This is a genomic window from Nonomuraea sp. NPDC049684 (genome assembly GCF_044465345.1).
Classification (GTDB): Bacteria; Actinomycetota; Actinomycetes; order Streptosporangiales; family Streptosporangiaceae; genus Nonomuraea.
The window spans coordinates 1,106,909-1,126,064 of sequence record NZ_JBITLO010000001.1; the positions used below are offsets into that span (position 1 = coordinate 1,106,909).

General features: G+C 71.4%; 13 protein-coding genes. 8 read left to right on the forward strand and 5 right to left on the reverse strand.

Annotated features, from left to right (window positions below):
• Nucleotides 1-21 precede the first annotated feature (21 nt).
• The 3 genes from ACIBST_RS04980 to ACIBST_RS04990 all read left to right on the forward strand — a co-directional run bounded on the left by ACIBST_RS04980 (nt 22) and on the right by ACIBST_RS04990 (nt 3,258).
• Nucleotides 22-903, forward strand: a complete 882-nt coding sequence (locus ACIBST_RS04980; protein ID WP_397169200.1) for an SDR family oxidoreductase — start codon at nt 22-24, stop codon at nt 901-903.
• 226 nt (nt 904-1,129) lie between these two features.
• Nucleotides 1,130-2,002: a class D beta-lactamase gene (gene blaOXA / locus ACIBST_RS04985; protein WP_397169202.1), complete on the forward strand. Its 873-nt coding sequence runs from the start codon at nt 1,130-1,132 to the stop codon at nt 2,000-2,002.
• Complete coding sequence (locus tag ACIBST_RS04990; protein ID WP_397169203.1) at nt 1,999-3,258, forward strand: MFS transporter; 1,260 nt, start codon at nt 1,999-2,001, stop codon at nt 3,256-3,258. The genes blaOXA and ACIBST_RS04990 overlap by 4 nt, the downstream gene beginning before the upstream one ends.
• Before the next feature lie 278 nt (nt 3,259-3,536).
• Here ACIBST_RS04990 and ACIBST_RS04995 read toward each other — a convergent pair whose 3' ends face one another.
• Nucleotides 3,537-4,559, reverse strand: a complete 1,023-nt coding sequence (locus ACIBST_RS04995) for a glycerophosphodiester phosphodiesterase family protein (protein WP_397169205.1) — start codon at nt 4,557-4,559, stop codon at nt 3,537-3,539.
• Nucleotides 4,560-4,842: 283 nt separating this feature from the next.
• The gene (locus ACIBST_RS05000) at nt 4,843-5,958 is read right to left on the reverse strand and encodes a GlxA family transcriptional regulator (RefSeq protein ID WP_397169207.1); all 1,116 of its coding nucleotides are present in this window, start codon (nt 5,956-5,958) and stop codon (nt 4,843-4,845) included.
• Between the two features lie 168 nt (nt 5,959-6,126).
• Between ACIBST_RS05000 and ACIBST_RS05005 the strand changes: the two genes are divergently transcribed.
• Nucleotides 6,127-9,546, forward strand: coding sequence for a tetratricopeptide repeat protein (locus tag ACIBST_RS05005; RefSeq protein ID WP_397169209.1), 3,420 nt, complete (start codon nt 6,127-6,129; stop codon nt 9,544-9,546).
• 374 nt (nt 9,547-9,920) lie between these two features.
• Here the strand turns inward: ACIBST_RS05005 and ACIBST_RS05010 are convergent, their stop codons facing one another.
• Both ACIBST_RS05010 and ACIBST_RS05015 read right to left on the reverse strand, forming a co-directional pair.
• On the reverse strand, nt 9,921-10,130 hold the full coding sequence (locus tag ACIBST_RS05010) for a YegP family protein (RefSeq protein WP_397169210.1): 210 nt from the start codon (nt 10,128-10,130) through the stop codon (nt 9,921-9,923).
• 302 nt (nt 10,131-10,432) lie between these two features.
• Entirely contained in the window at nt 10,433-11,425 is a 993-nt protein-coding gene (locus tag ACIBST_RS05015; RefSeq protein WP_397169212.1) for a magnesium and cobalt transport protein CorA, read from the reverse strand.
• A gap of 234 nt (nt 11,426-11,659) precedes the next feature.
• On the opposite strand from ACIBST_RS05015, the gene ACIBST_RS05020 reads away from it, so the two are divergent.
• Nucleotides 11,660-11,911, forward strand: a complete 252-nt coding sequence (locus ACIBST_RS05020) for a hypothetical protein (RefSeq protein WP_397169214.1) — start codon at nt 11,660-11,662, stop codon at nt 11,909-11,911.
• Between the two features lie 131 nt (nt 11,912-12,042).
• Here ACIBST_RS05020 and ACIBST_RS05025 read toward each other — a convergent pair whose 3' ends face one another.
• On the reverse strand, nt 12,043-12,378 hold the full coding sequence (locus ACIBST_RS05025; RefSeq protein ID WP_397169216.1) for an STAS domain-containing protein: 336 nt from the start codon (nt 12,376-12,378) through the stop codon (nt 12,043-12,045).
• Nucleotides 12,379-14,576: 2,198 nt separating this feature from the next.
• On the opposite strand from ACIBST_RS05025, the gene ACIBST_RS05030 reads away from it, so the two are divergent.
• From ACIBST_RS05030 to ACIBST_RS05040, 3 genes are all read left to right on the forward strand, one after another.
• Nucleotides 14,577-16,226, forward strand: a complete 1,650-nt coding sequence (locus ACIBST_RS05030; protein ID WP_397169218.1) for a hypothetical protein — start codon at nt 14,577-14,579, stop codon at nt 16,224-16,226.
• 1,112 nt (nt 16,227-17,338) lie between these two features.
• Complete coding sequence (locus ACIBST_RS05035) at nt 17,339-18,271, forward strand: alpha/beta hydrolase (protein WP_397169220.1); 933 nt, start codon at nt 17,339-17,341, stop codon at nt 18,269-18,271.
• Nucleotides 18,272-18,293: 22 nt separating this feature from the next.
• Nucleotides 18,294-19,013, forward strand: a complete 720-nt coding sequence (locus ACIBST_RS05040) for an alpha/beta fold hydrolase (RefSeq protein ID WP_397169221.1) — start codon at nt 18,294-18,296, stop codon at nt 19,011-19,013.
• Nucleotides 19,014-19,156: the final 143 nt, after the last annotated feature.

Here is a 19,156-nt window from a genome sequence, read left to right on the forward strand (position 1 = left end):
CATCACTCGCGGGAGAATTCCATGCGCGTCTTCATCACCGGCGGCACCGGTCTGATCGGGTCCGCCGTCGTCGCCGAGCTTCTCAGCAACGGCCACACCGTCCTCGCACTCGCCCGCTCCGACGCCTCCGCGCAGGCCGTCTCGGCGGCCGGCGCCGAGCCGATCCGGGGCGGTCTGGCCGATCTCGACGTCCTGCGCGCCGGTGCCGCTCAGGCCGACGGCGTGATCCACCTGGCCTTCGCCCACGACTTCAGCAGCCCCGAAGCCCTGGCGAACGCGGTCGCCGAGGAAAGCGCCGCCCTCGCCACCCTCGGCGAGGCACTCGTCGGCAGCGACCGTCCCTTCGTCGCCTGCTCGGGCACGCCCGCCGTGCCAGGCCGCGCCTCCACCGAGGCCGACCCGATTCCGACCACGGGGCCGGTCGGTGGTCGCGGTCGCGCGGTCACGGCAGTCCTGGGCCTGGCCTCGCGCGGGGTCCGGAGCTCGGCCGTCCGCCTGCCGCGGACCGTGCACAATGAGGGCACGGGCGGGTTCGCCGGCATGTTGACCGGGATCGCGCGTCAGAGCGGAGTGTCCGGCTACCCGGGCGACGGCACGCAGCGCTGGCCGGCCGTGCACGCCCTCGACGCCGCAGTCCTCTTCCGGCTCGCCCTGGAGCAGGCCGGAGCGGGCACCGCCTGGCATGCAGTGGCCGACGAGGGCGACCAGGTGCGTGACATCGCCGCGGTCATCGGCCGGCGACTGGGCCTGCCCGTCGAGTCCGTGCCGGTGCAGACCTACGGTCCTCTCGGCGCCATCTTCGCGGCCGACCAGCCCTCGACCAGCACCCACACCCGGCAGGCGCTCGGCTGGGAGCCGAAGCACCCGAGTCTGCTGGAGGACCTGGAGAACATCCAGCCCTGATCGGCAGCCCGGAACAGGGGCGGGCCCGCCGCCGCCGCACCGCCGGCCATGGCGACGGCTCCCGGCCGGGAAACGATCTTCCGGTCTCACCTCCGTCCGAGGCCGAGCCCGTTCATGAACACTGCAGCGAGAAGGCTCATCTGCCAGCGGCCATACCAATTCGAATATCGGTCTTCCGTTGATATCGATATTGGACACGATCTATGTCCCGTGATGTCCTCTGCGCATGAAGAAGACAATCCCCCATGCCTTCCATTCCGGGCTGGGCGTCATCGCGCTCACCTCGCTCACCCTTCTTGGTGCTCCCTCGTACGCGGCCACCGCATCACCGGGCACCCCCGCCGCGGCCACAGAGGCACGGCCGGGAACCACGGTGCGCGACGACCTGCGTGCGGTGTTCGACACGGCCGGCGTGCGAGGCACGTTCGCGCTGCTGGACGTGTCGTCCAAGGAGACGACCGTGGTGGACCGGCGACGGGCCGGGACGCCGATGGTGCCCGCCTCCAGTTTCAAGGTCCCGCACGCGCTGGTCGCGCTGGAGACGGGCGTGGTCAAGAGCCCCGACGAGGTGATCCCCTGGGACGGCACTCCGCAGCCGTTTCCCGAGTGGGAGAAGGACATGACCATGAGGGAGGCCGTCCGCGTCTCCAACGCGGCGGCGTTCCAGGTGATCGCCCGGCGCATCGGCCTCGCGCGCGAACGCCAGTGGTTGCACCGGCTGGGCTACGGCAACCGGCAGACCGGGTCAGTGGTCGACCGGTTCTGGCTGGACGGGCCGCTGAAGATCTCGGCGGTGGAGCAGACCCGGTTCATGGCACGGCTGGCCGCGCTGCACCTGCCCGCCAAGCGCGAGAACCAGCGCACCGTCCACGACTTGATCCTGCAGGAGAAGAAGGACGGGTACGCGCTGTACGCCAAGTCCGGCTGGCAGAACGCCCCCGGCCCCGGCACGGGCTGGTGGACCGGCTGGGTCGAGCGCGGCGGACGCGTGTACACCTTCGCCCTGAACATCGACATCGCCAAGGACGGCGACGCCGCCAAGCGCGCCACGCTCGCCCGCGAACTGCTGCACCGGCTGAACGTCCTGCCCGCCGCGTGAGCGTCTCATCCGCAGAGCACGGTGACCGTCGCACGGTCACCGTGGTGGTCGCCGTCCAGGCGGCCATCTCGCTGGGCTACTTCGCGGCCATGACGCACGTCGTCCTGCACCTGCGAGCCGACCTCGGGCTGGCCGCCGGGCTGATCGGCCTGGTGCTGGCGCTGCGCAATCTCGTGCAGCACACGCTCTCCCTTCCGGTCGGCGTGCTGGTGGACGTGCTCGGCCCGGTACGGATGGGGATTCTGGCGTGCCTGCTGCGCGCGGCCGGGTTCGTCCTGCTGGGCACCGTGTCCACCCTGCCCTGGCTGATCATCGCCGTGGTCCTGCTGGGCACGGGCGGAGCGCTCTTCCACCCGGCGGCACAGTCGCTGCTGGCCGGGCTCGCCGAACGGCGAAGGGCGCGCGGATACGCGGCGTACGCGATCACGTTGCAGGCCGCGGCCGTGCTCGGCCCGCTGCTCGGGCTGGCGCTGCTGAACGTGGGCTTCTGGCTGGTCGCGCTGACGGCGGCGGCGCTGTGGGGCGCGGCGGCATTCCTGTTCTCGCTCGTGCGGCACGTCCCGCGCGTGCCGGTCGTGCGCGGGGTCGCCTCCGGGGTGCGAACGGTGCTGCGGGACCGGGTCTTCGTCTGGTTCGCGGCCGTGTCGGCGCCCGCCATGCTGCTCACGGAGCAGTCGTCGGTGGTGGTGCCGCTCGGCGGCGTGGACGCGACAGCGGTGGCCGTGTTCTCCTGCGTGCTCGCCGTTGTGTCGGCCGCGGTCCAGCCGTGGTGCGCGGTGCCCGGCCGCGCCGACCGCCCGCACGTGCTGCGCGCGGGATTGCTGTTCACCGCGGGAGGCCATCTGCTGCTGGCGGCCGGCGCGGGCGACGGATTGACGGGCCTGGTGCTGGTGGCCGTGCTGCACGGGCTCGCCGACGGGCTGCTGCAGCCGGCAGTGTTCCAGACGATCGTCCGGCTCGCCCCGCCGACGCGTTTCGGGGCGTACCTGGGCGTGCAGACGTTCCTGTCGGGCCTGTTGGCGTTCGTCGGCGGCAGCGCGGTGGGCTGGTTGTTCGACCGGGGACCGGCCGGTGCCACCGCGGCGCTGGCCATCCTGACGTTGACCGGCTGCGTCGCGGCGACCTGCGTCCGTCCACTGTCTGTCCAGGCGCTTGACGCCCGAGAGGTGATGCGGCCGGTCACGACCGATGCCGGCACCTTCCCGAGCCCTGCCGCAGAGCACAGGGACGGCGTCCGCGGCCCAGCGAGGTCATGACCCGGCGTTTCCGGCCTGCTGCGTACCGAGGTCGCCGTACTCGCCGGCGTCAGCGTCGAGTACCACGCCGAGCTGGAACGCGGCCAGGTCGCCGGCGCGTCCGCCTCAGTGGCGGAGGCATCGCGCCGGCGCCGCACCAGAGCTGGACTCCATCGCCGACGCCGCCGCCCTCGTCCGCGACACCCGCCGGAACCTCCCGGCGGCCGGCGCAACTCCGCAGGACGGACGCCTTCTCCGCGAGAGCGCTCAGGAGCGGTCGAGGGCTACTCGTCGTAGGGCTACTTGTCGTAGGGCTTCGGCAGGCGCATGCCGCGGTCGGCCATGATCCGCCGGACCCGGTCCGGGTAGTCCGTGATGAGACCGTCGATCCCCATGTCCATGAGGGCCTCGATCGTGGCCGGGTCGTCACAGGTCCACGGGATCACTTTCAGGCCGCGCGCGTGCGCGTCCGACACCATCTTCTCGGTGACGTAGAAGCGGAAGGTCGGGTCGCTGATCGTGCCGTTCTGCGGAAAGCCGTACACCGGGGACAGTGCCGTGACGCCCGGGACGGCAGCGGCGGCGCTGACGAAGTCGCCGCCGAAGTCGTCGGCGTCGAGCCCGCCGAGCCACGGGGAGGCGCCCGGCTTGCCCACCTGAAGGAAGTCGTAGTTGGTCAGAGCCACCAGCGGCCATTCCGGTGCGAGCCGGTGCATCTCCATCAGGGCACCCCAGTCGAAGGACTGGATGGTGACCTGGCGCTCGATGCCCGAGGCGCGGATCTCCTCGAACACGCGGCCCACGAACAGCTCGCGCGGCGCGGTCTGCTCCGGTGCGCCCGCCTCGACCTTGGTCTCGATGTTCAGCTTGACCTGCTTGGCCCGGTGACTCCTGACAAGGTCCAGCACGTCCTTGAGCTCGACCATCCGGAAGCCGTCGACCACCTCCTGCTCGGGGAAGCCGGGCAGTTGCTTGTAGCCGCAGTTCATGGTCTTGATCTGGGCCAGGGTCAGGTCCTTGATGAACTTGCCGACGTACGGGAACATCGGGTCCCCGGGGGTGACGGGCGCGGTGTCCTGGCACTTCTGGGCGCTGATCTGCCGGTCGTGGTTGACCACCACCTTCAGGTCCTTGGTCACATGGGTGTCCAGCTCAAGTGTGGTCACCCCGAGGCGCAACGCCTTGGCGAACCCCTCCAGCGACTCCTCGGTCGTCATACCGAGGCCGCCGCGGTGGGCCTGCAGGTCGAAGTGGGTCTTCTGGGGCAGCACGCCGGGGCCGTCGGCCGTCGACGCGTGGGCGAACGCCGGCACGGCGAGCACGCAAACGAAGGCCAGACTTGCCAGGGCATGGTGATGACGCACGGGACACTCCGCTTGTTCAGGGTCTGAATGACCTTGGCGAGGCTAAGGGCCTGTCCGCCCCCTCGTCCCGGCGCTGGCGTGAGGAGATCATGAACGTTCGCAGAACGCTTCGGACGAGCAGATCTCCTCCCCGAATGTGCCCCCCAGTCCCGAAGTACCTTTGGAGGGCGTGGCGCCGAACCCGGGCGGGTGGACTGCAACGGGGACGGCACGGCCGACCACTGCCGCAGGACCGGCTCGGTCACCGCCCAGGGGATGGGGTGCACGCCGTCGGCCGGAGCCGGTTTCGGCACGTCGTTCTACTCTGCCGGGATCCACTGGGGTCAGGAGAACTGACCGGCTCGGTGAGCGGCCCCGGCCGTCCGGACGCCTGCCGCGCCCGGACGGCCTCGGCCCGCTCCCTGAAGGCCCGCCGGTAACGGCGGGGCGAGATGCCGTGCCGCCTGACGAAGTGGTCGCGCAGCACGGCGTCCGAGCTGAACCCCACGAGCCTGGCGATCTCCTGGACGGGCAGGGCGGTGGTCTCCAGCAGTTCCTCGGCCCGGTCGAGCCGGCGGCCGGTCAGCCAGGCGTGGGGCGTGGTGCCGGTGGCCTCGCGGAAGCGGCGGGCGAACGTGCGCGAGCTCATCAACGCGTGCCTGGCCAGGTCGTCGACGGTCAGGACGTCCCGCAGCCGGTCCGGTGTCATGGCGAGCACCTCGGCCATGCGGCCGTCGCCGTCGGCGTCCGCGCGCCCGGCGTGGCCGGAGGGCGCCGGGACGTACCGCACTTGGCCCCGCTCGCCGCGCGGCGCCACCATCGACTCCCACGCCACCGCGTTGGAGACGGCGGCGCCGTACTCCCGGCGCAGCAGGTGCAGGCACATGTCGACACCGGCGGCCCCGCCCGCCCCGGTCACGACGCGTCCCTCGTCGGCGTACAGGACGTCGGGGTCCACCGTGACCTTGGGGAAGCCGTCGGCCAGCAGGCCGGTCAGGCGCCGGTCGGTGGTGGCGCGCCGTCCGTCCAGCAGGCCGGTGCCGGCCAGCAGGATCGTCCCGCTGCAGTAGGCGGCGACGACGGCGCCGCGGCGGTAGGCGGCGACGAGGGCCCGCGAGACCGGTTCGCCCAGCGTCATGGCGCCGGAGCCGGCCGGCAGCACGATGATCAGGTCCGCCCGGTCCATGGCCTCGGGGCCGTGCTCCACCTGCATGCACAGGCCGAGGTCCGTCCGCAGCCGGCCGCCGGCCTCCGCGCAGACGGTGAAGGAGAAGGCGGGCAGCCCCAGGTGGGAGCGGTCGGCGAAGACGCCGCTCAGCGCGCTCACCCCGTACGAGCTGACCCCGTTCGCGGCGAACGCCACCACGGACCGGAACATCGTCACCCCCTGCGATCGACACGCCGAGCGTAGGAGAGCCGGTTTTCCGGGCACTGGACGCCGCCTGGAGCCCCCATCGTCCGGACGACCTGCGGGAACGGCGGGCACCGGCACCGTACCGGAAGGAGGTCAGGAGATCCTGTCGGCGCGGAGCAGTAGCGTGTCGGCATGAAGTTGGCGGAGAGCCTGCTCGCCTACCGGAAGCGGGAAGGCGTCACCCAGCAGGATCTGGCCGGCCGCGCCGGCGTCAGCGTGCGCACGCTGCGCGACATCGAGCGGGGCCTGCTGCGCGATCCGCGCGCCAGGTCGGTCCGCCTGGTGGCGGAGGCGGCCGGCCTGTCCGTCGCCGAGCCCGACCCGGCGCTGCGGATCGGGCTGCTCGGGCCGCTGACGCTGCGCGTGCGCGGGTGCGCCGCCGAGCTGCGGCCGCCCATGCAGCGCCGGCTGCTCGGCCTGCTGGCGCTGCGGGCCGGCCACGTCGTCACGACGGCCGACATCGTGGAGTTCCTGTGGGGCGAGGAGATCCCCGCCAGCTACCACAATCTGGTGCACACCCACGTGTCGCGGCTGCGCGGCTTCCTCTCCGGGGTGCGGGCCGGCTCGGGCACCGAGCTGATCGGCCGGGTCGGCGAGGGCTACCGGCTCGGGCTGGCGGGCGACGAGAGCGACCTGCTCGTGTTCACCGCCACGCTGGCGGTCGCCGCCGCCCACCGGGCGGCAGGCGCGCCGGAGGAGGCGGAGCGGGCCTACGAGCAGGCGCTGCTGCTGTGGCGTGGGCAGGTGCTCGCCGGTCTGGCCCCGCGTGCCGCCCATCATCCTGTCGTGGTCGGGGTGTCCCAGCAGCGCCTGACCGCCGTCCTGGCCTATGCCGACCTGGCCATGGCCCACGGGCGGCACGAGCCGGCGCTGGCGCGGCTGCGGGAGGTGGTCGCGGCCGAGCCCCTGCACGAGGGCCTCAACGCGCGCGTCCTGCTGGCGCTGGCCGGGGCCGGTCAGCGGGCCGCGGCGCTGCGGCTGTTCGGCGAGCTGCGCGGCCGGCTCCGCGACGAGCTGGGCGTCGAGCCAGGCCCCGAGCTCTCCGGCGCCCACGCCCAGGTGCTGCGCCGCGGGGCCGTCGCGCCCCACGGCCCGGGAGCTGCCATGGCCTCCGATCAGGCCGTGACGTCCAGCGGCAGCCGGTCGGCGGAGCCGCCGCCGCCGTCCTCCAGGCCGCCCGTTCCGGCCCAGCTGCCGCCCGACATCGCCACGTTCACCGGCCGCGAGCGGGAGTTACGGGAGCTGACCGCCCATCTCGGCATCGGCGACCCGGCCCCGACGGCGGCCAGGGTCGCGGTCGTCAGCGGCACGGCGGGGGTCGGCAAGACGGCGCTCGCCGTCCACTGGTCCCACCGGGTGCGCCGGCGCTTCACCGACGGCCAGCTCTTCTACAACCTGCACGGCTACTCCCCCGAGGCCGCCAGGACCGCCGCCGACGCCCTCACCGGCTTCCTGCTCGCGCTCGGCGTGCGGCCGGGGGCCGTCCCGGCCGACGTGGAGTCCCGCGTCTCCCTGTTCCGGTCCCTGACCGCCGACCGGCGGCTGCTGCTGGTGCTCGACAACGTCACCGACCCCGAGCAGGTCTTCCCCCTCATCCCGGCCAGCGGCCACAGCGCCGTCCTGGTCACCAGCCGCAACGACCTGTCGGGGCTCAACGTCCACGGCGACGCCTTGATCACGCGGCTCGACGTGCTCGGCCCCGGCGAGGCCGCCGGCCTGCTGGCGCACGTCCTCGGTGCGGGCGCCGCCGCCACGCCGCCCGAGGTCCTCGCCGAGCTGGCCCGGCTATGCGCGAACCTGCCGCTCGCGCTGCGGATCGCGGCTGCGAACATCCAGCGGGGCGGCTACGGCACGGCGGCCGCCTACGTCACGGCCCTGCGCGGCGGCGACCGGCTGGCGGAGCTGGCGATCGGCAGCACCGGCGGCGCCGGCGGCACGGCGGTCGAGGCGGCGTTCGCGCTCTCCTACGCGGCGCTGGCCCCTTCGACGGCCCGGGTGTTCCGGCTGCTCAGCCTGGTGCCTGGGATGGACTTCCCGCTCGACGCGGTCGCCGCGCTCACCGGTTCCGGCACGGCCGAGGCCCGGAGGGAGCTGTCCGCGCTGACCGGCGCCTACCTGGTCGACCAGCACGTGCCCGGTCGTTACCGCTTCCACGACCTGCTGCGGCTGTACTCCTCGGAGCGGGCCGCCGCGGAGGAGAGCTCCGGCGACCTCGCCGAGGCCCGGCAGCGGCTGCACTCCTGGTATCTGCTCAACACGCGCGCCGCCGTCGGCCGCTGCCACCCCTACTACGCCAGGCTGCCGCTCGGCCCGGCGCCCGCGGGCGTGGCTGTGCGCTCCTTCGGCGATCTGGCCTCCGCCGCCGCCTGGCTGACGGCCGAGCAGGGCAACCTCGTGGCCGCGGTCCACCAGGCGGCCCGGTCGGGCCCGTGGGCCTCGGCGTGGCTCCTCACCGACGCGCTGCGCAGCCATTTCTGGCACACCGGCACCATGCAGCACTGGCTGTCGTGCGCGCGGTCGGCGATGGCGGCGGCGTTCGAGGAGGGCGACGCGGCCGGGCGGGCGGCCGCCACGCTCGCCCTGGCCAACGCGCGCGCCTTCCAGGAGGACCCGGAGGCGCTGCCGCTCTACAACCGTGCCCTCGCCCTGGCCGAGGAGGGCGGCTGGAAGGAGGGGGTCTCCTCCGTCCAGAACAACCTGGCCGTCCTCCACCTGCGGACGGGCCGGCTGCACGAGGCCGCCCGCTGCCTGCTGGAGGGCATCGCCCGCGACCAGGCCGACGGCCTGCCGCTCTGGCAGGCCGCCAAGCTCGTCAACCTGGGGGCGGTCCACGCCCGGCTGGGCCGTCTGGAGTCCGCCCACCGCCATCTCACCCAGGCGCTGGGGCTGCGTCCCGCCGACACCGACGGCATGATCTCCCGCAACCTGGGCGAGGTCTGCCACCTGCTCGGCCGCTTCGACGAGGCGTTGCAACACCTGAGCATCGCTCGGGCCCGGTCCGAGGCGGCAGGGTCGTCCGCCGTGCTCCTGCCCTGCCTGGTCAACCTCGCCGAGGTGCACTGCGAGCTCGGTGACCACGACGCCGCCCGGTCCCTGGCCGAACGCGCCCTGGCGGTCAGCCGCGACCTGGGCGACCGCCTGTCGGAGGCGTTGGCGCACAACAGTCTGGGGACGGTCTGCGGGCGCTCGGGCCGCCGGGCCGAGGCCGCCGAGCACCACCGCAGGGCGCTGCACCTGGCCGGCGACATGCACCTGGCCGTCCGGGCCGCCGCGCTCATCGGCCTGGCGGGCGCGGTGGATTCCGGCACGGGTTCGGGCGGGGATTCCGGTGCGGAGGCCGCTGCTTTCGCCGGGGAGGCCCTGCTGATCACGCGCGAACGCTCGTTCCGTCTGCTGGAGGGGCTGGCGTACACGGCGCTCGCGGAGGTCGCGCTGGCCGCCGGTGATCGCGCGGAGGCGGTCCGCCAGGGCCACCTCGCCCTGGCCGTGCACCGTGAGACCGGCCACCGTCCGGGAGAGGCCCGCGCGCTCCGGGCGCTCGCGCAACCGTGACCGCCGGCAGGCGGTGCGCCGCGGCCGCTCCACCCGACAGCGGGACACGGACCCACTCCGCCCGGTGAAGGCTGCACCGGCTCCGCGGGTCGCCACCGCGGCGTGCGCGGCGCAAACACCCTGCCCTGCGACGAGATTCCACATCGCTTGGACACAGCGCCGACCTTCGGCCCGCCACACGCGCTGAACGGCAGCTACAGCGGCTTCTCCAGCAGTGTCATGCTGTCTCGCCTGTTCCAGGCCGCGCGGTTCCTGTGATCACGACGAACGCGCGGACCGCTCCGGCCGATGGCGCGGTCGGGAGAAGGCGGCAGCGGCGCGGAGCCGACCGCCGTTGCCTTCCCTGAAGCTTGTCGGCAGCCGGATGGACGCCGTCACCGCTGAGAAGCGCCCCCGGCCTGCTGCTGTTCGCCGGTCTGGTCGTCGATGCGACTGTCGGCGTTGCGTCGCACCGCGTCGATGCCGTTGAGGGCGCTGGCCTTGGTCGTGTAGCTCTCGCTGGTGGCGATGATCTCGCCATTGCCTGCCACCAGGTTGAACCGGTAACCCGAAGGGGTCTTCTTCAGAAGATAATGGCCTGCCATGCGACTCTCCTTGTCTCGAGATCTTGGGGATTCAGACATCGGACTGGATACTCCGGTTACCCGGAGAACATGACCAAAACATTGCGTCGCCGGTTCCGGGCCCTGTTCGGCTGAACCGTGCCAGAGCTCACGCCGACCAGTTCCTCCATGCATGCGAAGCCACCGGCGGCCATGACCTGAGCGGACCTGCGGCGCCGCACCTCGTTGATGACCCGTCCTCGTGGCTCGTCGGCGCGTCTTGCACCTGGGGCTCTCTTTTGCATCATCTCATCGGCAGCCAACGCCCGACGGCGCGGTGTCGTTCACAACCACCCGCTCCTGCGCAGCAGCCGGTACACGATGATCACGGCGATGACCATGACCACCAGACTCAGCGGATAACCGAGCAGCCAGTGCAGTTCGGGCATGTGGTCGAAGTTCATGCCATACACCCCCGCGATCATGGTGGGGACGGCGATGAGCGCCGCCCACGACGAGATCTTGCGCATGTCCGCGTTCTGCTGCATGGCCGCCGCGCTCTGCTCGCGACCCACCAGCGCCAGGTGGGCGTTCAGGGCGTTGGTGAGCAGTTCGTTGTGCTCGTCGACGGCGGCGTCCACCCGCAGCAGATGATCGAGTACGTCGCGGAACTGGTCGCGGGCCGCGACGCACAACTCCACCCGCCCCTTGACCATCTCCTCCAGGACAGGGATCAGTGGATCTTGCGCGGCCCGGAACTCCAGCACCTCGCGCTTGAGCGAGTAGATGTCCTCGGTCACGTCGGCCTGCTCGCCGCTGAAGATGCGCCGTTCCAGCACGATGAGGTCGTGCTCGATCTCGTGGGAGATCTCCGAGTAGGTGTCGACGACCTGGTCGCAGATCGCATACAGCACTCCGGCAGGCCCGATGGCCATGAGGTCGGCGTCGGCCTCGATCCGCCTGCGCACCCGTGTCAGCGGGTTGGCCTGCCCGTGCCGAACGCTGATCACGAAGTCCGCGCCCACGAACAGGTTGATCTCGCCGACCTCGATGTCGGAACCGTCCTCCACGTACAGCAGCGTCTTGAGCACCACGAACAGAGTGTCGCCGTAACGTTCGAGCTTGGGACGCTGATGGGCGTGGATGGCGTCTTCCACCGCCAGAGGGTGGAGCTTCACCTCGCTCGTGATCAGGTCGAACTCCTCCTGGCTGGGCTCGTGCAGGCCGATCCACAGGAAGCAGCCGCCCCGAGCCCTGGCGTCGCCGAAGGCGTCGCTGATGTCGCCGCGGATGGTGTGGCGTACGCCGTCGCGGTAAATCGCCTTGTCCACAATCACATCCGGCATTGTCGCCCAGCGGGGCGACTCACCGGCCGAAGCCGCTTGACTTCACGTCAGTGCTGGAGACAGGGTCAGCATGGACTGGGCTCCTCCCTTGTCGCAGTCCTCGGCTGCCCGCCTGGCGGCCCCACTTCGATCTGCCTCAGGTCCAGGAACCGCTGGAACGCACCGACCTTGACGTCTCAGTCCATCCGGCGCGAACCGTGCTCGATGACAACCGATGTTCTCGGCATGCTGCTGGATAGTCGCGCGCCAGTGGCGCCGGGTCAGTCTGACGTGCTCACTCCGTCGAGATCGGACTTGCAGCTCAGAGGCCAGTTCGTCAGCCAGGCCCTTCTGGAGTTGGGCTGCCGGCAGCAAGTGCACCCGACGTGCAGGGCTCTGCATCGGCTTGATGACCAGACCACGGCCGCGTTCTACCGCTTGACGCCGAAGGACGAACGCGAGGCCGCTTTCGAGGTCTTCCTCGACGTGCCGGTTTGACGTGTTGCCGTACTGGCGCCCACACGAGGGGGCCAGCCGTGGCGATGATCGCCTGGACGTCGTGACCACAGGCCGGCTCGCCCTGACATGCCGGTCCCGAGTTGGAGCTGCGCATGGCAACCGCCGTGAGTTCAGCCCGTCGTCAAGGCAGCCAGCGCGGTGCTGGTGTTGGGGTGCAGCCGGAAATGGTCGGTCAGTCGCGTGATCTCGATGAGGCGGGCGGGGGCACCGTGCAGGCCGGCCAGATGGACCATGCCGCCGTGCTGTCGGGCCGCGGTGTAGGCCGTCAGCAGCACGCTCAAGCCGGTGCTGTCCATGAACGCGACGTCGGTCATGTCCAGGATCAGATGTTCGGCGGGCAACCAGGCCACCTCGGCGAGGTACTGACGCAGGCGGCCGGCGCTGGCCAGATCGATCTCTCCGGCGATCGTGATCACAGTCGCGCCGGTGTAGTACTGATGGTGCATACGAAGCGATGACAAGCCAGTCCTTTCATGAGGCGTCCCCATGTGGGCGAGTATGTCTGCTGGCAGGTCAGCCTAGAGGTCACCTGCGCTTCAGGCACGAGAAACCGCGCTGCCGACCACCAGGACCTGTACGGATCGTCCAGGAACAGGATGCAGTGGCCCCGGCGCGGTCGCCACAACACAGGCAGGCTCGGTGACGGTCAGTTCGGTGCGGAACATGCCGGGCGGACCGCTGAGTGCTCGGCCGCGATGCGCCTCTCCAGCCACTTCACCTCCACGCCGATCGAGGTGACTCCACAGCCCGCGTTCTCCGCGCACCGCGGTGGACGTTCAGGAGCGAGGTGAGCGGGGAATGGGCCGGTGATGAACGCTCCAGACCCGCGGACGCATCCTCGCCCGCCGGCCGTGCCCGCCGCGGCCACAGATCGCCAGGCCACTGCGGAGATCGTCTCGCTGATGACCGACAGGGTCCCCGCCATTGGCGGAGCAAGGGCGCGCAGGGCGGGACGAGAACTGAAGGCATGGCTGAACGCGCCCGAGACGAGGTTCGCGGCCATGGCGGGTCTGCTGATCGTCACTGTCGCAGCCGTGCTGATCGCGGTGATGCGCACTGCCCGCGCAAGGCGGGGAACGCGAGCGTAGAGACCCGGTCTGATGACGCCCGCAGGCGTTCGGATCCCCCGCCGCGGTGATCGCGCGCATCGCCGGCGGACTCAGCGTCGCCGCCGCTTACGGCCGAGCCGGCCACTTCGTGAGGATGGCAGGATCCCCCGCCACCGGCGAGGGCGGCGAGCGAGCCTGCCGCCACTGCCCGGGCCTCGTCGCCTGACGTGTCAAAAGCCCAGATGGGGTTGGTCCAGGGCTCGCTGAGCTCGGGAGTGCCGTATCGGCCTTGCGCGTGACAGTCATGGTGCCGCTCGTCAAGCGGGCCTCGCCTACCGTTGGGGCGGCGCGTGCATGCCCTTACCTGAGTTCGGCGCCACGGTAGCTGATGCGGGGGGCCGCCTCAGATCGCAGCCGATCGCAGCCGTCCAGCAGCCGTATCAGCCATGGCCAGCGTGGCGGCTCCTCACCGGGCGGGACAAAGCCATAGAAGCCCGCCATCAGGAGCAGGGGGCGGGACAGGCATGGGAGTCCTCGGAGGGTGAGGCGACTCGTAAGGGCAGCCGAGGGGCGGCGGGACCCGCCTCCCCTCGGCTGGGCCGTCCCGATGCCGGGCCGCGCATCGGGGCGGGAAACTGCGAGCCATGCCAGAGGTGGGGCGCGCAGCTGCGTGGATCAGTAGCACCGGCAGGTTCATGTCACTCCCAACGGGACAACGTCAGAGGGAGAGCACGCCCAGAGCGCACGGGCTGGACCGAAGCCGCGGTCGGCCTGGGAGCTTCGGTGCGAGGCGTGGGCGCCTGCGGGAGGGGGTGACCGGCCCGCACCATGGAGGCCAGGACGAGGTCCTCCACTCCGTTGCGGTGATCTTCGGCACGCCGAAGGCGGCAGTCTCCGCAGAGCGTGGAGCAGTAGGGCCAGTAGCCGTCAGGCAGGATGCTGGAGTCGCAGGCAAGCTTCGAGTCCTCCCCTCCCCCCGGGGGCGTTCATGGCGGTGTTCGCCGAGCTGGCGGGACGGTCGTGGGACGGCGTGGCTGGACAGCAGGACCGGACGCCGTCCCACGGCCTCATCCTGGGCCGCGCACAGGCCCCAGGATGGGCGGCTGCCGGCCGGGGGCACAGGGGCGGCACGGGCGGGCAGCGAAAGCGGGGGGTGAGGGAGGCGGGCAGCGAGCAGGCGCCAGGTGCCTGTCCTCCCTCACACTTCAGCTGTTGCGGAGCGGGACTGGCTGGGCTCGTCCCGGCACCGGCTGGAGTGGTGAAGCTCGTGGCCCATGACAAGCCCGATGCTGCCGTGGGCCACGAGAACAAGTGTCGCGAGCCCCCGAGTGAGCACATGAAAGGCTCTTGCTCGCGCCGCAGTGCGTGATCTGGCAGAAGGTGCCCATCAGTCCGCCGGGCCGCGGACGGCGCGGAGCCACGTGAGGGGAATCGTCATGGCGGCGACTTTGTCAGCGCGCACCGACAATCGTTCCGGTCTAAAGGCCGGAGGGTGCTTGATCACGGTTTGGTGTCGCACGGCCGGATGATCTTGACGCGGGAGCACCCATGAGACGTTATTAGAACACGTGTTCTCATCTTGGCAGGAGGCTCTCGTGTCCCCATCCCTGGTTCGCCGATTAGCCGCTTACTGCGGTGCCGCCGGCCTGATCACCGGCCTGCTTACTGTCACGGCCCCCGCCGCCTCGGCGGCTGGCACCACCACCGACCTCGGGGTCGCCGACTCCTACGCCGCGGACCTGGCCGTCGGCGGCGGCCGGGTGTTCGTGCCCGCCGGCGACCGCATCATCGTGGCCGACACTGACGGAAACCTCACCGGCGGCGTCGTCACCGGCCTGCCCGGCGTCCAGCAGCTGGCCCTGAACGCGGACGGCACCCGCCTGTACGCCGCTGTCACCGCCTCGAACGAGGTCGCCGAGATCGACACCGCGAGCCTCGCCGTCACCCGCCGGATCGACCTGTCGGCCCACCCCTGCCCGTCCACCCTGGCGCTGCTGGGCGAGCGGTTGTGGGTGGGGCACGGATGCGACAACGGCCCCGGCGGCGTCGTCGGCCTGGATCTCAGCGCGAGCGTCCCGGCGCCCGTGGCTGTCGGGGGCGAGCACCTGCGGCCTCCCGTGCTTGCGGCCGCCGGCGACACGCTCGTGGTCGGCCAGACCGCCCTGCACCACGCCGACATGCTGGTCTATGACCTCGGCGAGGGCGCTCCCGCGCTGCGCGGCACGATCGACGGCGAGGAGTCGCACATCGACTCCCTGCGCGATCTCACCCTGAGCTCCGACGGCGGCACCCTGTTCAGCGCGGCCGACGCCCCCGGTCACCTCTCCAGGTACGACACCAGGACCCTGGCGGCGACCGGCACCTACGGCGACGGCTGGAACGGGTACCTGTCCTCCGTGGCACTCGGCTCGGACGGCGCGTACGTCGCGGCCGGAGGCCCGTGGGGCAGCACCGACCTCACCCTCTACGACGCCGCGACGGGCACGGAGCTGTTCGCCGTCGACCAGCCCGACGCCGAACTGCTCCCGGACGGCGTCGCGTTCTCCGGCACGGACGTCTTCGCGCTGCTGCGCAGCTCCACGGACCGGCTGCTGCTGTGGCGGGTGACGGGCGTCGCGCTACCGGCCACCAAGCTCACGGTGACGGTCCCCGCAGTCGCGTACGTAGGCTCGCCGATCACCGTCGAGGGGCGGCTCACCAGCGCCGATGGCGAGGCGCTCGGGCTCAAGCCGCTCACGGTGATCCAGTACCAGCCCGGCTGGACGAAACTGCCGATCACCGGCGTGACGACGCGGCAGGACGGCACGTTCACCTTCCAGGACACGCCCGTCTTCGAGCTGCCGCCGTACGTCGGCGAGGTGATCTACTGGGTGTTCTGGGACGGCGACGACGGCCACCGCCGCAGCAGCGCCTCCGGCCTCGTGACGGTCAAGCGCGAAGCCACGCTCACCCTGACAGGGCCACAGTCCGGCGTCGCCGGCACGGCCGTGGAGCTGAGCGGCGTCCTGGCGGGGGGCGGCAGGCCGCCTTCTCCGGGGTCCACGCTCACCGTGCAGCGCACCCTGTACGTCAAGGGCACCAGCGGCAAGGCCGTCAAGCTCCCGCCGGTGAGGGTGAACGCCGACGGCAGTTACACGTTCACCGACATTCCCGCCAACGCCGGCAGGTACAGCTACCTCGCGAGCTATGCGGGGGACGGCGGGACCGGGCCGGCCCAGGCCACCCATGAGATCATCGTCAAGTGACCCGACGACCGGTGCCCGGCCGCCGGGCCGGGCACCTCGGCCGGGATCCGTGGTGACTCACCAGGCCCTGACGGTTCCGGGAGTCCATGACTACTGCTTCGGTGACACTTCGCGATCTTGTGGGATCGGGTCACGTGGCAACGGCCACCGCGTGATCGTTCGGAGTTCGTGAAGACAAACCAAGATCGGGCGGGGGCCGCGCGCCACAGCGTAGACCCTGACGGCTGCCGATGTGTCGATGGTGGGCGATGGCTGCGGCAGGCCCCGCAACTGGCCAAGGCCATCATGGGCGCCCAGAACGTGGCCCGGCTGCTCGCCTCGGTCTTCCCCCGGATGGTCTTGATCGGTGTGACGGGCGAGCCGGCAGGGGCGTGCGTCCATTTCGGTGAAGGCAGTCCGCCATGCCCAGGATGTCGGTGATTTCGCAGCAGACAGGTTCAGGAGAGATGGCGAAGTCTGGATCTTGGCGTTCGGGGACCAGGTGGCTCACATGCCCGACGCAAGGGGCCTGCGTGACCTCCGCCGTCCTCGGCCATCTCCACACCGACTTCCTGGCCGTACGCTTCCTCGCCCCCGAGGGCGGCGACGTTGTGGTCGCCCTCGGTACAGCCTTGCTCGGCCGGCAGAAGGGCCAACCGCACAGGGGCGTGAACGTCGCCCGGCGGCGGAGGAAGCGGTGGCGCGGTGCATGTCCTTCATTCGCCGTGATCGCGCTCCGGGCCGCTGACGTCGCGTCGCGGGCGCTGACCTCATCGCCTTAATCAACCTCGCTGAGGGAGGGGCTGTGCCCAGCACGGTCTGGTAGGTGGCGTGGGTGACCCGGTCGCCCCCGGCCGGGCCGGTACGCCGACCGGCTGAACAGCGGCGGAACCACCTGCGGGAGTGTTTCTGCATGTGGTTCCGCCTGTTCCGCAGCGCCGGCGCACGGTGTGATTGACCCAGCAAGCCTCCCGGTGGCCGGTCAAGCCCGGCTCGTCGACGGCCTGTCGGCGTACCGGCCCGAGGTGTTCAGCGCGGCGGTGCTGCCGCTGATCAGCCCTTGCCGACGTCGACCCGCTTCGCGGGATCGCCGCACGAGGCAACGTCAACCACACAGGAAATGAGCCTCCACCATGCACAAACCAGTTCTCGAACCCGCGGCGCAAGCGTTCGTCGAGGCGACCGCGAACCCGCCGTACCTGTTCGATCTGGGCCCGGTCGAGGGCCGCAAGGCCGTCGACGAGGTCCAGAGCCCCGAGATCGTCGTGCCCGGCACCATCCGGCAGACCCTCGGCGAACCCGCCTTGACGATCTACCGGCCGGAAGGCGCCAGCGGGCCGCTCCCGGTGATCCTCTACGTGCACGGCGCGGGCTGGGTGTTCGGCAACGACCACACCCATGACCGGCTCGCTCGCGAACTGGCCGCCGGCACCGGCGCCGCCGTCGTCTTCTCCAACTACAGCCTCTCCCCGGAGGCGAGGTATCCGGTCGCGATCGGCGAGAACTACGCGGCCGCGCAGTGGATCGTGCGGCACGGCGCCGAGCACGACCTGGACGCCTCGCGGATCGCCGTTGCCGGCGACTCGGTCGGCGGGAACATGGCCATCTCGCTGACCCTGACCGCCAAGCAGCGCGGCGACGTGCCGCTGCTCGGGCAGGTGCTGTTCTACCCGGTCACCGACGCCTCCTTCGACACCGGCTCCTACCACCAGTTCGCCGAAGGCTACTTCCTGCGCCGCGACGCCATGCAGTGGTTCTGGGACCAGTACACCACCGACGAGGCCCAGCGCGCCGAGATCACCGCCTCCCCGCTGCGCGCCACCGTCGAGGACCTGACCGGCCTGCCCCCGGCGCTGGTCATCACCGCCGAGGCCGACGTACTGCGCGACGAGGGCGAAGCCTACGCGGACAAGCTGCGGCAGGCCGGGGTGCCGGTCACCGCCGTGCGCTATCAGGGTGCCATCCACGACTTCGTGATGCTCAACGCCCTGCGCGGCACCCACGCGGCCGAAGGTGCGATCCGTCAGGCCGTCGACTTCCTGTCCACGATCCTGTCCACCCGCTGAGCCCGGCCGGAAAGAAGCGATCATGTCATCCGGTACGGCCCAGCCGACCATCGTTCTCGTCCACGGCGCGTTCGCCGAGTCCGCCAGCTGGAACGGCGTCATCCGGCGCCTGCACGCGCACGGCTACCCGGTCATCGCCGCGGGCAACCCGCTGCGCAGCCTGTCCGGTGACGCGGCGGGTGTCTCCGCCGTCCTGGCCACCGTCAAGGGGCCGGTCGTGCTCGTCGGGCACTCCTACGGCGGCGCCGTCATCTCCAACGCCGCAGTCGGCCACGACCACGTCAGGGCCCTCGTCTACGTCGCCGCGTTCGCGCCCGAGGCCGGTGAGAGCATCGGGGAGCTGTCCGGCAAGTACCCCGGCGGGACGCTCGGGCAGACCCTGGCCGAGGTGCCGCTGCCCGACGGAAGCGTCGACCTGTACATCCGGCAGGACCTGTTCCACCAGCAGTTCGCCGCCGACGTGCCGGCCGAGCGCGCCGCGCTCGACGCCGCGACCCAGCGGCCGCTGAACACCGTCGCGCTCAACGAGGGCGCCGGCGAGCCGGCGTGGAAGACGATTCCGTCCTGGTTCGTCTATCCGGAACTGGACCGCAACATCCCGCTCGCCGCGCACCGCTTCATGGCCGAACGCGCCGGCTCACGCCAGAGCGTCGAACTGCCTGGCGCCTCGCACGCCATCCCGGCCTCGGAGCCCGAGGCGGTGGCAGCCGTGATCATCGCCGCCGCGAAGACGATCCGCTGACCTCGGCCGGGGTACGGCGGCGCTACCCGCGCCTTCTCACACCCCCGCCGTGTCGAACACCCCGGCTGCGAGACCAGCCTTGCCGCGACCCTGGCGTCGCGGCCCGCACGCGGAGATCCCGCACACCCTGAAGGAGAAGACAT

What these genes read in the sequence shown, in the direction of transcription:
- ACIBST_RS04980 (WP_397169200.1), top strand. Translation starts at nt 22, where the DNA reads ATGCGCGTCTTCATCACCGGCGGCACCGGTCTGATCGGGTCCGCCGTC.
- blaOXA (WP_397169202.1), top strand. Translation starts at nt 1,130, where the DNA reads ATGAAGAAGACAATCCCCCATGCCTTCCATTCCGGGCTGGGCGTCATC.
- ACIBST_RS05000 (WP_397169207.1), bottom strand. Translation starts at nt 5,958, where the DNA reads ATGTTCCGGTCCGTGGTGGCGTTCGCCGCGAACGGGGTCAGCTCGTAC.
- ACIBST_RS05005 (WP_397169209.1), top strand. Translation starts at nt 6,127, where the DNA reads ATGAAGTTGGCGGAGAGCCTGCTCGCCTACCGGAAGCGGGAAGGCGTC.
- ACIBST_RS05010 (WP_397169210.1), bottom strand. Translation starts at nt 10,130, where the DNA reads ATGGCAGGCCATTATCTTCTGAAGAAGACCCCTTCGGGTTACCGGTTC.
- ACIBST_RS05020 (WP_397169214.1), top strand. Translation starts at nt 11,660, where the DNA reads ATGCTGCTGGATAGTCGCGCGCCAGTGGCGCCGGGTCAGTCTGACGTG.
- ACIBST_RS05025 (WP_397169216.1), bottom strand. Translation starts at nt 12,378, where the DNA reads ATGCACCATCAGTACTACACCGGCGCGACTGTGATCACGATCGCCGGA.
- ACIBST_RS05035 (WP_397169220.1), top strand. Translation starts at nt 17,339, where the DNA reads ATGCACAAACCAGTTCTCGAACCCGCGGCGCAAGCGTTCGTCGAGGCG.
- ACIBST_RS05040 (WP_397169221.1), top strand. Translation starts at nt 18,294, where the DNA reads ATGTCATCCGGTACGGCCCAGCCGACCATCGTTCTCGTCCACGGCGCG.